15 protein-coding genes are annotated in these 14,743 nt (G+C 62.7%); 6 read left to right on the forward strand and 9 right to left on the reverse strand.

Annotated elements, in window-relative coordinates; all coding sequences use genetic code 11:
- Positions 1-125: 125 nt before the first annotated feature.
- The 5 genes from HU750_RS21535 to minC form a co-directional block, all read right to left on the reverse strand.
- Positions 126-1,415 carry a M18 family aminopeptidase gene (locus tag HU750_RS21535; RefSeq protein ID WP_027595914.1) on the reverse strand — a complete coding sequence of 430 codons (1,290 nt, stop codon included), beginning with the start codon at positions 1,413-1,415 and terminating at the stop codon, positions 126-128.
- Between the two features lie 153 nt (positions 1,416-1,568).
- Positions 1,569-2,204: an RluA family pseudouridine synthase gene (locus tag HU750_RS21540; protein WP_027595915.1), complete on the reverse strand. Its 636-nt coding sequence runs from the start codon at positions 2,202-2,204 to the stop codon at positions 1,569-1,571.
- A 156-nt stretch (positions 2,205-2,360) separates the two neighbouring features.
- Complete coding sequence (gene minE / locus HU750_RS21545; protein WP_003252572.1) at positions 2,361-2,615, reverse strand: cell division topological specificity factor MinE; 255 nt, start codon at positions 2,613-2,615, stop codon at positions 2,361-2,363.
- Positions 2,616-2,618: 3 nt separating this feature from the next.
- Positions 2,619-3,431 (reverse strand): septum site-determining protein MinD, encoded by an 813-nt coding sequence (gene minD, locus HU750_RS21550; RefSeq protein WP_027595916.1) that lies wholly within the window; start codon positions 3,429-3,431, stop codon positions 2,619-2,621.
- Positions 3,432-3,530: 99 nt separating this feature from the next.
- Positions 3,531-4,283 carry a septum site-determining protein MinC gene (gene minC, locus HU750_RS21555; protein WP_027595917.1) on the reverse strand — a complete coding sequence of 251 codons (753 nt, stop codon included), beginning with the start codon at positions 4,281-4,283 and terminating at the stop codon, positions 3,531-3,533.
- 111 nt (positions 4,284-4,394) lie between these two features.
- Between minC and HU750_RS21560 the strand changes: the two genes are divergently transcribed.
- Positions 4,395-5,330: a lipid A biosynthesis lauroyl acyltransferase gene (locus tag HU750_RS21560; RefSeq protein ID WP_186682261.1), complete on the forward strand. Its 936-nt coding sequence runs from the start codon at positions 4,395-4,397 to the stop codon at positions 5,328-5,330.
- 143 nt (positions 5,331-5,473) lie between these two features.
- On the forward strand, positions 5,474-6,622 hold the full coding sequence (locus HU750_RS21565) for a patatin-like phospholipase family protein (protein WP_186682262.1): 1,149 nt from the start codon (positions 5,474-5,476) through the stop codon (positions 6,620-6,622).
- Between the two features lie 115 nt (positions 6,623-6,737).
- On the opposite strand, the gene HU750_RS21570 is transcribed toward HU750_RS21565, so the two are convergent.
- Entirely contained in the window at positions 6,738-7,481 is a 744-nt protein-coding gene (locus HU750_RS21570) for an MlaA family lipoprotein (protein WP_374707410.1), read from the reverse strand.
- Positions 7,482-7,554: 73 nt separating this feature from the next.
- Positions 7,555-8,853, reverse strand: a complete 1,299-nt coding sequence (mlaY, locus tag HU750_RS21575) for a lipid asymmetry maintenance lipase MlaY (protein WP_099453207.1) — start codon at positions 8,851-8,853, stop codon at positions 7,555-7,557.
- A 191-nt stretch (positions 8,854-9,044) separates the two neighbouring features.
- On the opposite strand from mlaY, the gene HU750_RS21580 reads away from it, so the two are divergent.
- Positions 9,045-9,413 carry a hypothetical protein gene (locus HU750_RS21580; RefSeq protein ID WP_027595922.1) on the forward strand — a complete coding sequence of 123 codons (369 nt, stop codon included), beginning with the start codon at positions 9,045-9,047 and terminating at the stop codon, positions 9,411-9,413.
- Positions 9,414-9,521: 108 nt separating this feature from the next.
- Here the strand turns inward: HU750_RS21580 and HU750_RS21585 are convergent, their stop codons facing one another.
- Positions 9,522-11,087 (reverse strand): glycoside hydrolase family 17 protein, encoded by a 1,566-nt coding sequence (locus HU750_RS21585; protein ID WP_186682264.1) that lies wholly within the window; start codon positions 11,085-11,087, stop codon positions 9,522-9,524.
- A gap of 196 nt (positions 11,088-11,283) precedes the next feature.
- Here HU750_RS21585 and HU750_RS21590 point away from each other — a divergent pair, with 196 nt between their 5' ends.
- From HU750_RS21590 to HU750_RS21600, 3 genes are all read left to right on the forward strand, one after another.
- Entirely contained in the window at positions 11,284-12,144 is an 861-nt protein-coding gene (locus HU750_RS21590; RefSeq protein ID WP_099428543.1) for a glycine betaine ABC transporter substrate-binding protein, read from the forward strand.
- 251 nt (positions 12,145-12,395) lie between these two features.
- Positions 12,396-12,707, forward strand: coding sequence for a DUF485 domain-containing protein (locus HU750_RS21595; RefSeq protein WP_027595925.1), 312 nt, complete (start codon positions 12,396-12,398; stop codon positions 12,705-12,707).
- Positions 12,704-14,368 (forward strand): cation acetate symporter, encoded by a 1,665-nt coding sequence (locus HU750_RS21600; RefSeq protein ID WP_186682266.1) that lies wholly within the window; start codon positions 12,704-12,706, stop codon positions 14,366-14,368. Before HU750_RS21595 ends, HU750_RS21600 begins: the two co-directional genes overlap by 4 nt.
- A gap of 68 nt (positions 14,369-14,436) precedes the next feature.
- On the opposite strand, the gene HU750_RS21605 is transcribed toward HU750_RS21600, so the two are convergent.
- Positions 14,437-14,589, reverse strand: coding sequence for a DUF3309 family protein (locus tag HU750_RS21605; RefSeq protein WP_003252624.1), 153 nt, complete (start codon positions 14,587-14,589; stop codon positions 14,437-14,439).
- Positions 14,590-14,743: the final 154 nt, after the last annotated feature.

The raw sequence follows: 14,743 nt of genomic DNA on the forward strand, positions 1-14,743 counted from the left end.
GCGTGTGCTCCCACTCGTGCTCGCAGCACCTCCGGCAGTCAGCTTGCCATTCACCGCTCTCACTCCTGATTCTAATACCCCCTCAAGACACAAGCCGGCTTGCCGGCGATGAGGCCAGTGCGGACTTACGGCAGGTCGCGGCTGCGGTAGAACGCCGTCAGCACTTTCACCAGGTGCGCCAGGTCATGGCTGCCGCACAACTCGCGGATCGAGTGCATGGCAAAGGTTGGCAAGCCGATATCGACCGTGCGCACACCCAGGTTGCTGGCGGTGATTGGGCCGATGGTCGAGCCGCAACCCATGTCGCTGCGCACCACGAAGCTCTGCACCGGTACTTCTTCGGCCATGCACAGGTGGCGGAAGAACCCGGCGGTTTCGCTGTTGGTGGCGTAGCGCTGGTTGTTGTTGACCTTGATCACCGGCCCGGCGTTGAGCTTGGGCCCGTGGTTGCCGTCGTGCTTGTCGGCATAGTTGGGGTGCACGCCATGGGCGTTGTCAGCCGACACCATCAGCGAGCGCTGAATGGTCCGCACATAGCTGTCACCTTCGGGCAGCAGGCGTTGCAAGGTCTGCTCGAGCATGGGGCCGTCGGCGCCACAGGCCGAGCACGAGCCGACTTCTTCGTGGTCGTTGCACACCAGCACGCAGGTTTCGTCGCTGTCGGCAGCCAGCAGCGCTTGCAGGCCGGCATAGCACGACAGCAGGTTGTCCAGGCGGGCACCGGCGATGAAGTCGCGGTTGATGCCGATCAGCGCGGCATCCTGGGTGTCGTAGAAGCTCAGCTCGTAGTCCAGCACCACGTCGGCGTTGAGCTCGTGCTCACGGGCCAGCTGTTCGGTGAGCAGCGCGCGGAAGTCGATGCGCTCGTCGCCGGCGACCTGGGCCAGGATGGGCGGCAGTTCGTTCTGCGGGTTGATCTGCCAGCCTTCGTTGGCGGTGCGGTTGAGGTGGATCGCCAGGTTGGGGATCACCGCGATGGGCAGCTTGAAGTCGATCAGCTGGCTTTCGACCTTGCCGTCACGGCGGAAGGTGACTCGGCCGGCCAGGGACAGGTCGCGGTCGAACCAGGGCGCCAGCAGCGCACCGCCGTAAACCTCGACGCCCAGCTGCAGGAAGCCTTGGCGCTGCAGTTCGGGTTGCGGCTTGACGCGCAGGCACGGGCTGTCGGTGTGGGCACCGACCATGCGGATACCGCCAAGCAGGGGCGCTTGCTTGCCCAGTTTGATAGCGATGATCGAGGAGTCGTTGCGGGTGACGTAATACCGACCACCCGGCACCGTTGACCAGCTGTCGCGCTCGTCCAGGCGCTGGTAGCCGGCGGCCTCGAGGCGCTGGGCCAGGCTGGCGGTGGCATGGAAGGGCGTGGGGGAGGCCTTGAGGAAATCGATCAGGCCAGTGTTCAGTGCTTCGCGCATAACTCACTCCAGACAGCAGTGGCGCGAGTTTAACGCAGATAGATCACAAATTGTGTCGGCCTCTTCGCGGGGCAACCCCGCGCCCACAGATACCTCGCAAACCCTGTGGGAGCGGGCTTGCCCCGCGAAAGGGCCCGCTAAGCCCTAGCGTCATCAGAACGGTGCCGGGCACTCGAACTTCAACCGCTCCCCGCTGACCGGGTGAGTGAAGCTCAGCATTGCCGCATGCAGGCACAACCGGTCATAGGCCGCCAAGGCTTCAGGGTTGGCATACAAGCGGTCACCCAGCAGCGGGTGGCCGATCGACAGCATGTGGACGCGCAGCTGGTGCGAGCGCCCGGTAATCGGCGTCAACTCGACCCGGCAGTGGTCGCCGCAACGCTCCAGGACGCGCCAGAAAGTCAGGGCATGCTTGCCTTGCTCATGGTCCACCACATGCCGTGGCTTGGTCGGCGGGTCGTAGCGCAGGGGCAGGTCGATGCTGCCGCTGTCCAGCGCCGGCTGGCCCCAGCACAGGGCGGTATAGGCCTTTTCGGTCTCGCGGTCGTGGAACTGGCGCGACAGCTCGCGGTGGCTGTCGGCATCGCGGGCCAGCAGGATGATGCCGGAGGTTTCCCAGTCCAGACGGTGCACGATCAGCGCATCGGGGTAGCCGTTTTCCTGCAGGCGGGTGATCAAGCAGTCCTTGTTGTCATCGGCACGGCCGGGCACTGACAGCAGCAGGGTTGGCTTGTTGACCACCAGGATGGCGGCGTCTTCGTGGAGGATCTGGACGTTTGACAGCGGCATTGCGTGGTCTCGGTTAAATCGGGGAAAACCATTGGGGCCGCGTTGCGGCCCATCGCCGGCTAGCCAGCTCCTACAGGTACAGCGCGGACCCTGTAGGAGCTGGCTTGCCGGCGATGGGCTGCAACGCAGCCCCAATGATCACGCCAGAACGCTGAATCAGCGATCAGGCAAGGTAATGTTCAGCTCCAGAATCGAGCAGCTGCCCTGGTTTTCCAGCTCGATGTGCACATCATCGTTGCCGATGTTCACATACTTGCGGATCACTTCGAGCAGTTCTTTCTGCAGTGCCGGCAGGTAGTCCGGTTCGCTGCGCTGGCCGCGCTCATGCGCCACGATGATCTGTAGACGCTCTTTCGCCACCGACGCGCTGGTCTGTTTCTGTCTGCCACGAAAGAAGTCAAAAAGGTTCATGGTTTACTTGCCTCCAAACAGGCGCGCGAAGAATCCTTGCTTCGGCACTTCGATGAACCGCAGGGGCTTTTCTTTGCCCAGCAGACGGTCGACGGTATCGCTATAGGCCTGGCCGGCATCGCTCTGGTCGTCGAGGATGACCGGGATGCCCTGGTTGGAAGCCTTGAGCACTGCCTGGGACTCAGGGATCACGCCCTTGAGCTTGATCGCGAGGATGTCGGTAACGTCGTCGATGCTCAGCATCTCGCCTTTCTCGACGCGCTCAGGGTGGTAGCGGGTGATCAGCAGGTGTTCCTTGATCGGCTCTTCGCCGTTCTCGGAGCGGCGCGACTTGCTCGACAGGATGCCCAGCATGCGGTCCGAGTCACGTACCGAGGAAACCTCAGGGTTGGTCACGACGATGGCTTCGTCGGCGAAGTACATCGCCAGGTGCGCGCCTTTTTCGATACCGGCCGGGGAGTCGCAGATGACGTACTCGAAGTCATTCTTGAGTTCCATCAGCACTTTCTCGACGCCTTCCTGGGTCAGCGCGTCCTTGTCACGGGTCTGGCTGGCGGCCAGGACGTACAGATTCTCGAGGCGCTTGTCCTTGATCAAGGCTTGCTGCAGGTTGGCTTCGCCGTTGACCACGTTGACGAAGTCGTACACCACGCGGCGCTCGCAGCCCATGATCAGGTCGAGGTTACGCAGGCCCACGTCGAAGTCGACGATGACTGTCTTGTGGCCGCGCAGTGCGAGGCCGGTGCCGATGGCGGCGCTGGTGGTGGTCTTGCCCACACCCCCCTTGCCGGAAGTAACGACGAGAATCTTGGCCAAGGTGTTTCACCCCTAAATAAGTCGGGACAGGTGTCCCAGCAATATGCAAAAAACGGCAACAGGTAAAAAAGTTGCTCTAAAAATGACGGCAAGTATCCGTTAAAGACGGGTGATGTTCAACACGTCACCAGACAGGCTGACTTGCACGCCGAAGCCCCACAGCGGGTCGCGGCGCAGGTCTTCGCAGACCTTGTACTGGCCTGCGATCGAGACCATTTCCGCCGTCATCTGCTGGCAGAAAATGCGTGCTTTGGTGTTGCCTTTGATGCCCGCCAGGGCGCGGCCGCGCATGGCGCCGTACACATGGATGTTGCCATCGGCCAGAAGTTCCGCACCTGGGCTGACCGACGCGGTCACCACCAGGTCGCCGCCTTGGGCGTAGATCTGCTGGCCGCCACGCACCGGCGAGGTGATGATGCGGGTCGGGCGGATTTCCGGTTCGGCTGCAGGCGCAGGCGCCGGCTCGGGCTTTTTCACCTCGGGCTCGGGTTCCAGCGGCCGTTCGCGCGCGCCGGACGGCGGCAGCACCGGCAGGTCGATGGCGATCGCCGCGGCGATGTCCTCGATGCGGTTGGCGCGGATCGCCAGGGTACGCAGGCCATGGTGGCGGCAGATACGCATCAAGCCGGGCAGGTCGATGGCGCCTTCGCTGGCCGGCAGCTTGTCCAGCGCCAGCACCAGCGGCGTGTTGCTGAAAAAGTTGGGTGCCTGCGCGACTTTGGCCGCCAATTGGCGGTCGAGGGCTTCAAGGTCATTGCGCGCCAGTTCCAGCACAGTGATGGCGAGCATGCTGCCCTTGAGCTGGAACACGGAGGCGGTGTCGGGGGTCTGGTTTAGGCTCATGGTCTGCATAGACGGCTTGTTGCGAAAAAAGTGCCCTGACTTATAACGAGAACACCCGTTGCCCGCAACATGCGCTGATCCGTTGTAGAATGCGCGGCCTTTGTCTTTCCGGAAGCTTCAATGGAACGCCCGCGTTTTCGCCCCTATTTCCTTCACCCCAGATTCTGGGGCCTGTGGCTGGGCCTGGGCCTGCTGTGGCTGATCGTCCAGCTGCCTTACCGGGCCTTGCTGTGGGTCGGCACTGCCCTGGGCGCAGTGATGTACCGGGTTGCCGGCGAGCGTCGACGCATCGCCGCGCGCAACCTTGAACTGTGTTTCCCTGAAATGTCCGACGACGAACGGCAGCGTTTGTTGAAGGCCAACTTCGCCTCCACCGGCATCGCCTTCTTCGAAATGGCCATGAGCTGGTGGTGGCCCAAGGCCAGGTTGGCACGCCTGGCACATATCGAAGGCCTCGAGCACCTGCAGGCTGCCCAGCAGGCAGGGCAGGGCGCGATTCTGATGGCCGTGCACTTCACCACCCTGGAAATCGGCGCCGCGCTGCTGGGCCAGCAGCACACCATCGATGGTATGTACCGCGAGCACGGCAACCCGCTGTTCGACTTCATCCAGCGCAGCGGCCGTGAGCGGCACAACCTCGACTCGCTGGCGGTGGAGCGTGAAGACGTACGCGGCATGCTCAAGCTGCTGCGTTCGGGCCGGGCAATCTGGTATGCGCCCGACCAGGATTACGGCGCCAAGCAGAGCCTGTTCGTGCCGTTGTTCGGCATCCCGGCGGCGACCGTGACCGCCACCACCAAGTTCGCCCGCCTGGGCAAGGCGCAGGTCATCACCTTTACCCAGAAACGCCTGGAAGATGGCAGCGGCTATCGTTTGGTGATCCATCCGCCGCTGGCGGACTTCCCCGGGGAGAGTGAAGAAGCGGACTGCCTGCGCATCAACCAGTGGATCGAGGGTGTGTTGCGTGAGTGCCCCGAGCAGTACCTGTGGGCGCACCGGCGCTTCAAGTCGCGGCCCGAGGGTGCGCCTAGGCTGTATGACAAGAAGAAACGCTGATTTTTGTAATGCCAGTGCTGGCCTCTTCGCGGGGCAAGCCCGCTCCCACAGGACCTCTAAAGTGCCAGAAGCCAGTGGAGTACGGAGCGGGCTTGCCCCGCGAAGAGGCCGGGCCTGACAGCCGATAACCCAGGGAGCAATAAATGGCACCCGCCCCAGTAACCGGTCTGATCCTCTCTGGCGGCGGCGCCCGTGCCGCTTATCAGGTCGGCGTATTGGCCGGTATCGCTGAACTGCTGCCCCCGGGCGCGCCCAACCCCTTCCCGGTCATTGTCGGCACGTCGGCTGGCGCTATCAATGCGGTCACCCTCGCCAGCGGTGCCACCCGCTTCACCGAAACCGTGCGCAACCTCACCGCTTTCTGGCAAAACTTTCGCAGCCACCTGGTGCTGCGCAGCGACTGGCCGGGGGTAATCCGCCAGGCCAGCCGCTTCGTCAGCCACAGCCTGCTGGGCCTGGGTGGCCATGCACCGGTGGCGCTGCTCGACAGCAGCCCTTTGCGCGGCCTGCTGCAAGCGCACCTGGACCTGGACGGCATCGACCACGCCCTGGCCACCGAACAACTGCGCGCCGTGGCGGTGACCGCATTCGGCTACGAGTCGGGGCAGGCGGTGACCTTCTACCAGGGCCGCGGCACCATCGAGGCGTGGTTGCGCCACCGCCGCATCGGCGTACCCACGCCGTTGACCCTCGACCACTTGCTGGCCAGTGCGGCGATCCCGCTGTTGTTCGCGCCGGTCAGGCTGGGCGACGAGTACTACGGTGACGGCGCGGTGCGCCAGTCGGCACCGATCAGCCCGGCGTTGCACCTGGGGGCCAGCCGGGTGCTGGTGGTCGGGGTCAGCGGCAACCCTCAGCGGCCATCGCCGCCGCGGCCCACCCAGCGAGTGTTCAGTGGCCAGCAGCCGAGCCTGGCGCAGATTGGTGGGCACATGCTCAACAGCACCTTCATCGACAGCCTGGAAGACGACATCGAACTGCTGCAGCGGCTCAATCACCTTAGCCACTTGCTGCCTGCCCACCTGGATGCACGGCGCCTGGGGCTGGCGCCGGTGGAAGTATTGGTGGTGGCGCCCAGCCAGCCGCTGGACGAAATCGCTGCGCGGCACCGGCGTGAATTGCCGGCGGCGTTGCGGCTGTTCTTGCGTGGGCCGGGGGCGACGCGAACCAGTGGGGCGGGGGTGTTGAGTTACTTGCTGTTCGAGGCGAGTTATTGCAGTGAGCTGATCGAGCTGGGGCGCAGGGATGCTTTGGTCAAGCGGCGGGAGCTGGAGCAGTTTCTGGGAATTTGATGCAAGCAGTACTGGCCTCTTCGCGGGCAAGCCCGCTCCCACAGGGGTATCACTGGCCTGAGCGCAGTGGGGTACCTGTAGGAGCGGGCTTGCCCGCGAAGAGGCCAGTAGCTATTTACTCAGCAATCTGCAGCTTGCGCGCCTGGGTATACACATACCGAACCTTCTCATACTCGAACGGCGAGTTGAGCTGGCCATAGCGGAATTTGGTGGTATAGCGCTTGTCCACCACTTGCAGGGCAAAGATTTCCGGGTGATCGGTACTGGTTTCCGGCACATTGAGGAAGTTGACCGCCTGCTCGCCCGCATAGTCCACCACCAGCCCGGTGGTATCGCGCAGGTTCGAGGGGCCCAGCACCGGCAGCATCAGGTACGGCCCGTCCGGCACACCATAAAAGCCCAGGGTCTGGCCGAAGTCTTCACTCTGGCGCGGCAGGCCCATCTTGGTCGCCGGGTCCCACAGCCCACCGACCCCGATCAGCGTGTTGAACATCAACCGTGCGGTGATTTCCGCCGAGCGCTTGGCTTTCAGTTGCAACACACTGTTGAACAGGTTCGGCACATCGCCGAGGTTGTTGAAGAAGTTGCTCACCCCGGTGCGCACGAAACGCGGTGTTACATACTGATAGCCGCTCACCACGGGCAGCAGCACCCATTGGTCGAGGCGGTAGTTGAAGTGGTAGATGCGCCGGTTGATCGATTCCAGTGGGTCGTAGACGTTCAGCGCCTCCAGGGTGGAGCGTTCGAACTCGCGCTGGTCCAGGCCTGGGTTGAATTTCAATGCCCGCAACGGGTCGATGAAACCATCGGCCTCCGGTGGCAGCGGTGCGGCGGTAACCTGCGGGTCGGCCTCGACCACGCTGGCGCGCGGTGCGACCTCCGCGGCCAGGGCGTTGCCAGCGACGAGCAGGGCAGTGGCGAAGAGGAGTTTGTTAACCACGGAAGAACTCCAGCATGGCGTCGCTGTTGACGCGGTAGTTGAGGTTGCCGCAATGGCCGCCATGGGGGTAAAGGGTCAGGCGGTCACCGAACACCTTGCGCAAGAAGCCGATATCGCCTGGGCCGAGGATGACGTCGTCGGCGTTGTGCATCACGGCAATTTTCGGGCTGTCGCGCAGGTAGTCTTCCAGCGCATACAGGCTGACCTGGTTAACCAACTGCAGGATGCTGTTGCCATCGGTGCGGGCGCGCCACATCGGGATCACCTGCTCGGTCATGTAGCAGTCGAAGTCGCACTGCAGGGCACGCTTGAAGAACGGCGTGAGGCTGCTGCCCTCGGTGATCGGGAACTTCGGCGGAATGATCAGGCCGCGGCGGTTGATCAGGTCGGAGGTAAAGGCGATATCGGCTGCCGAGAAGCGGAACGAGGTGCCGATCAGCATGGCCATCTGCTCGTTGGACAAGTGCTGTCGCGACTGCTGGAAGTCGTACAGCAGGGCTTCGTTGAGGTCGATATAGCCCTTGTCCTGGAAGTAACGGGTCAACTTGGTGAGCATCAGCTCGTAGAACGTGGTGCTGCGGTCGATGCCTTTGACCTGGGTTTGCACCAGTTTGTCGAGGTTGTTGATCGAGGTGTACAGGTTGACCGGCGGGTTGAGCAGCAGCACACGCTTGAAGTTGAAGCTGCGCCGGGTCTCGTCCAGGTGGCTGACGAACGCCGCGTCCAGCGCGCCGAGGCTGTAGCCGGTGAGGTAGAACTCGCTGATCGGCAAGCGCGGGTGCTGGGCGCGCACGGCCTGCATTACCCGGTACATGTCTTCAGCGTCTTCCTGGCTGATACCCGGGGTGGCGAAGCGCGAGGCCGCACTCATGAAGTCGTAGCTGGTGGGCGAGGACAGTTGCACCACGTGGTAGCCGGCTTGGTAGTACAGCTTTTTCAGGTATTCGTTGATGCTGCTGGAATAAGGGGCACCGGTGCCAGCGATCAGGAAGATCAGCGGCGCCTTGTGGTCCTGACGGGCCAGGCGGTACTTGAGCTTTTTTACCGACCAGAAGTTGTCGGGCAGGGTGAACTCACGCTCGGGTCGCAGGTTGAGGCTGTAGTCGTCCTGGTCGATGTCCTCATCGCTGGGCAAGGTTGGGCGTTGCTCCGGCGGCGTGGTGGCGATGGTCGCCTCGAACGGGTTGGTCAAGGGGTAGCCATAGCTCGCGGCGTCGATATCCCGCGCCGAAGCGGCCACAGCCATGAGCAGGCCGCCGAGCAGGGCAGCGAGGCGCAAAGATCGATGCATGTAACCCCCAAAAAGAAATACAAGGTGTTGCGGTGTGCAGGCTAGGACCACGGCAGTATGGGCAAAGTTGCCAAGTGCGGTGGTCTTTGGTGTGCTTGTTATCTGCAACATAGCTGCAGGAAGGTGATTTTGCCTTACAACCGGCCTTGGGCGATCATGCACGATTTCGATTTCCGCTATTGGAGAACTGGATGTCTCGTTCGCTGCCGGTCATTGCCTTGCTGTTATTCCTGCCTGCGTGGCTGGCCGCCAGCTATGGCGTGCGTTATGGGTTGATGGAAGACGCGCAGTGGGTGGGGCTGTGTGCGGCGCCCGAGGCGTTCTGGCAGTGCCAGGTGCGCTCGCTGCTGGGGCTGGGTATTCATTTTCAGGTCATCGCCTGGAGTGGGCTTGGCCTGGCGCTGGTGGCGCAGGTGGTTGCGGGTCGGGTTGGGTGGTGGCTGGCAGGTTTGGCGTTGGTGTTCGCGATACCGGCGCTGGTGCTGTATACCGCCAGTATTGCGGTGTTTGCCGTGGTGCTGGCGGGGTTGCGGCTGGTGCGGCAACCGCGTCGCGGCTGATAGGGGCTGCTTTGCAGCCCATCGCCGGCAAGCCAGCTCCTACAGGTACAGCGCAGACCTGTAGGAGCTGGCTTGCCGGCGATGGGCCGCGCAGCGGACCCGGCAATATCAACCCGCACGCAGCCTCAAGCTCCGCCACAACGCCGCGGTCATCAACACGCTCACCACCGCCCACCCCCAGGCCTGCTGATTCTCTAGCCCTTCCAGAAACAACTGCGGCGCCACCCCCGCCCCCACGATAAACGCCAGCAATGCCACCTCGGCCCGCCGCGCCAGCACTGGCCGCACCAGGTAAACCACTGCCGGCAACGCCAGTGCAGCCGTGGGGAAACTGCGATAACGCGGGTCGAACACCAGCGCCAGCATGCTCACCGCCGCCGCAAAGCCCGCTGCAAGCAACAGCCAGCCAGCACGGGCCTCAAGCCAGGCATAAACACGCTCACGCCAGCCCTCGCGGCGGGCCAAGGCCAGGGCGGCGTGGGCCAGCACCAGCAGGTTGAGCGCCGCCAGCAGCCCGGCCCACAGCCACTCCCCAGCAAAGCGTGCGTGGCTGCGCATCAGCTCGCCCCACAGCCCCAGGCAACCCGCGCCAAACGCGGCCAGCAACGGCAACAGCAGGGCCGCCATGGGGGTAGCGGGCTGCCCGGCCACCAACAGCATGACCAGCATCAACACCGCGCTGGCCAGCAGCCACTGCGGCCAGTAGTGCAGGTTGCTGACGGGCCCTTCGAGCACGCCTTTGTCCTGCCGGTCGGCGTCGTAAAGCCCCCAGTAACCGCCCACGGCGCCTTCGCTGGCGCGCTTCCACGGCTGGTCGAAGGCCTCGATCAGGTTGTACCGCCAGCCATTGCTTTCGGCCATCGCCACAAAGCCACGGATAAAGCGCGCCTCGTTGGCCCGGCTGGGCACGGCGGTTTCCCGTTGGCGGCCTTCGCTGGGCCAGCCGGTCTCGCCGATCAGAATGTCCTTGGGCGCAAAGCGCGTCCCGAACTCACGGCGCACATCGGCGACATGGGCCAAGGCATCGTCGATGCCGCGCGGGTCATCCTCCCAGTAAGGCAGCAGGTGGATGGTCAAAAAGTCCACCTCCGGGGCCACCTGAGGGTGCTGTAGCCAGAATTCCCAGACGTCGGCATAGGTGACCGGCACCTTGACCTGGCGCTTGACCTTGGCGATCAGCTCGGCAAGGCGCGTGCCGGTGACTTCCTTGCGCAGCAGCGCCTCGTTGCCGACGATCACCGCGCTGACGACATCGGGGTTGGCGTTGGCGGCGGCGATCAGCAGGTCCACTTCCTTTTCGGTGTCCACCGCGTTGGCGTTGACCCAGGCACCGAGCATCACCTTCAGGCCATGTTTGCGTGCCAGCTGCGGAATCGCCTCAAGGCCGGTCATCGAATAGGTGCGGATGCACTGAAAACGCTCCGCCAGCAAGGCCAGGTCGGCATCCATGCGCGCCGGGCGCAGACGAAACGGCTGGTCGAACGGCGACTGGTCCTTGTCGAAGGGGGTGTAAGAAGCGCACTGCAGTTTGTGCGTGGGGCTGGCCGCATCGGGCAGGTGCACTGGCTTGCCGAGCCCGTACCAGAGCGTTGCCAGCCCGATCAGGGCAAGCAGGCAGGCTAGCAGGTACAACGGCAGGTGCAGGCGGGTGGGGCTGGGCATCGGGCGGTCCATCGTCAGGCGCAAAAGGGTAGATAGTAGCCCGGCGCCAAACCTTTGGCATGCAAGGATCGCGCAGACTGGCGTGAGCCCATGGCGCTAATGGCACAGTGCTGTCGTATATGAGTGGTTACATGTCGTACAGGGAGCAGGTCACAAGTTGTTGCAGGAAGATGATGCAATCTCCGAGACCTGACGAGGGGATGCTTTGATGGCAACTTTGAACAAGATGCGACGTTTCCTGGGTGTGGGCACCGCCCTGGTAATGGCCATGAGCGCTGCACAGGCAATGGCCAAAGAAGTAAGCATTGGTTACGTGGATGGTTGGGCCGACAGCGTGGCGACCACCAACGTGGCTGCCGAAGTGATCAAGCAGAAGCTCGGCTACGACGTGAAGTTGCAGGCCGTGGCCACGGGCATCATGTGGCAGGGCGTGGCGACCGGCAAGCTCGATGCGATGTTGTCGGCCTGGTTACCCGTGACCCACGGTGAGTACTGGACCAAGAACAAAGACAACGTGGTCGACTACGGTGCCAACTTCAAGGATGCCAAGATCGGCCTGATCGTCCCAGAATACGTGAAGGCGGTAAGCATCGCCGACCTCAAGACCGACAGCAGCTTCAAGCAGAAGATCGTCGGCATCGACGCCGGCTCCGGGGTCATGCTCAAGACCGACCAGGCCATCAAAGACTATGACCTGACAGGTTACAAACTGCAGGCCAGTTCCGGCGCTGCGATGACCGCCGAACTGGGCCGTGCCTATGCCAAGCAGCAGTCGATTGCCGTGACCGGTTGGGTGCCGCACTGGATGTTCGCCAAGTGGAAGCTCAAGTTCCTCGAAGACCCGAAAGGCGTGTATGGCGCTGCCGAAACCGTCAACAGCATCGGCAGCAAGGAACTGGCGACCAAGGCGCCGGAAGTGGCGGAGTTCCTCAAGAAGTTCAGCTGGCAGTCCAAGGACGAGATCGGCGAAGTGATGCTGGCGATCCAGGAAGGCGCCAAGCCTGAAGCGGCGGCCAAGGACTGGGTGGCCAAACACCCGGACCGGGTCAAAGAGTGGACCGGTAAGTAACTGATTTATTCGTTCTAAAGCGGGGCTGCTGCGCAGCCTTTTCGCGACACAAGGCCGCTCCTACAGGTATTACGCGATTCCTTGTAGGAGCGGCCTTGTGTCGCGAAAGGGCCGCAAAGCGGCCCCGCTTTGTTACTTGATCGGTAAAACACTGTTGCATCTAAGACTAAGGTCGTCTGGTTGGCGTCCAACGGCAGCATAAAGTGAGGGTGTGGGTTTCATCCCCTATCTGTGCTGCTAGGACAAAAACAATGAACGACAGCATTTACCTCTCGATACAAAACAGCCCGCGCTTCAAGGAGCTGGTTACAAAACGCGAACGGTTCGCCTGGATTCTCTCGGCGATCATGCTCGGTCTCTATTGCGCCTTCATCCTCCTGATCGCCTACGGTCCTCATGTACTGGGCGCCAAGCTCAGCCCAGAGTCGTCGATTACCTGGGGCATCCCCCTGGGCGTCGGCCTGATCGTTTCGGCATTTGTCCTGACCGCCATCTACGTGCGCCGTGCCAACGGTGAGTTCGATGAGCTGAACAAGGCCATCCTGAAGGAGGCGCAACAATGATTCGCCACGCCAAAGCCCTGGCCGTTCTGGCCTGCGGCGTTTTCGCACCCGCCGTGTGGGCCGCCGATGCCCTGACCGGCGAGGTGCAGAAACAGCCGCTGAACGTGTCGGCGATCGCCATGTTCGTGGCCTTCGTCGCCTTCACCCTCGGGATCACCTACTGGGCCTCCAAACGCAACAAATCGGCGGCGGACTACTACGCAGCCGGTGGCAAGATCACGGGCTTCCAGAACGGCCTGGCAATTGCCGGTGACTACATGTCGGCGGCCTCGTTCCTGGGGATTTCCGCCCTGGTGTTCACCTCGGGTTACGACGGCCTGATCTACTCCATCGGCTTTTTGGTCGGCTGGCCGATCATCCTCTTCCTGATCGCCGAACGCCTGCGCAACCTGGGCAAGTACACCTTCGCCGACGTGGCCTCGTACCGCCTTGGGCAGAAAGAAATCCGTACCCTGTCGGCCTCCGGTTCGCTGGTGGTGGTGGCGTTCTACCTGATCGCGCAGATGGTCGGCGCCGGTAAGTTGATCGAGCTGCTGTTTGGCCTCGACTACCACGTGGCGGTGATCCTGGTCGGTATCCTGATGTGCCTGTACGTACTGTTCGGCGGCATGCTGGCCACCACCTGGGTACAGATCATCAAGGCCGTGCTGCTGCTGTCCGGTGCCAGCTTCATGGCACTGATGGTGATGAAACACGTCAACTTCGACTTCAACACCCTGTTCTCCGAAGCCATCAAGGTGCACGCCAAAGGCGAGGCGATCATGAGCCCTGGCGGCCTGGTCAAGGACCCGATCTCGGCGTTCTCCCTGGGCCTGGCGCTGATGTTCGGTACCGCTGGCCTGCCGCACATCCTGATGCGCTTCTTCACCGTCAGTGACGCCAAGGAAGCGCGCAAGAGCGTGCTCTACGCCACCGGCTTCATCGGCTACTTCTACATCCTCACCTTCATCATCGGCTTCGGCGCGATCCTGCTGGTCAGCACCAACCCGAACTTCAAGGACGCCGCAGGCGCCTTGCTGGGCGGTAACAACATGGCTGCGGTGCACCTGGCCAATGCCGTGGGTGGCAGCGTGTTCCTGGGCTTCATCTCGGCGGTGGCCTTCGCCACCATCCTGGCGGTGGTTGCTGGCCTGACCCTGGCCGGTGCCTCGGCGGTGTCCCACGACCTGTACGCCAGCGTATGGCGCAAGGGCAAGGCCAACGACAAGGACGAGATCCGCGTGTCGAAGATCACCACCATCGCCCTCGGCGTGCTGGCGATCGGCCTGGGCATCCTGTTCGAGAAGCAGAACATCGCTTTCATGGTGGGCCTGGCGTTCTCTATTGCTGCCAGCTGCAACTTCCCGGTACTGCTGCTTTCGATGTACTGGAAGAAACTGACCACCCGCGGCGCCATGATCGGCGGCTGGCTGGGCCTGGTGAGTGCAGTGGGCCTGATGATCCTTGGCCCAACCATCTGGGTACAGATCCTCGGCCACGAGAAGGCGATCTACCCGTACGAGTACCCGGCGCTGTTCTCGATGCTGATTGCCTTCGTCGGTATCTGGTTCTTCTCGGTCACCGACAAGTCCAAGGCGGCTGAGAACGAACGTGCACTGTTCTTCCCGCAGTTCGTACGTTCGCAAACCGGCCTGGGCGCTTCCGGTGCGGTTTCGCACTGACCGCTGAGGCCTAAAAAAAACCGCGATACGGGTGATGCCCGTATCGCGGTTTTTTCATGCTTGGCCGGCTAGATCATGCCTAGCAGCAACAGCACCAGCAGAATCACCAACACCACGCCGATAATGCCGGAAGGGCCATAGCCCCAGCTGCGCGAGTGTGGGAAGACGGGTAAGCCACCAATCAGCAGCAGGATCAGGATGATGATGAGGATCGTGGTCATGGCGGAGTCCTTGCGTGGTTAGGGGTCAAGGGCCTCGGACTGCTGGCCTCTTGTTAAATCGGACCGGTGCGCTTGGCTAAAGATTCCATTTGTTTGGTACTGACCGCTTGGTCATGCCCTTTCATTCACTACCCTGATGAACCCTCCCTCACAG

Origin of the sequence: Pseudomonas sp. SWRI50 (assembly GCF_014269095.1) — a bacterium.
GTDB lineage: Bacteria > Pseudomonadota > Gammaproteobacteria > Pseudomonadales > Pseudomonadaceae > Aquipseudomonas > Aquipseudomonas kermanshahensis.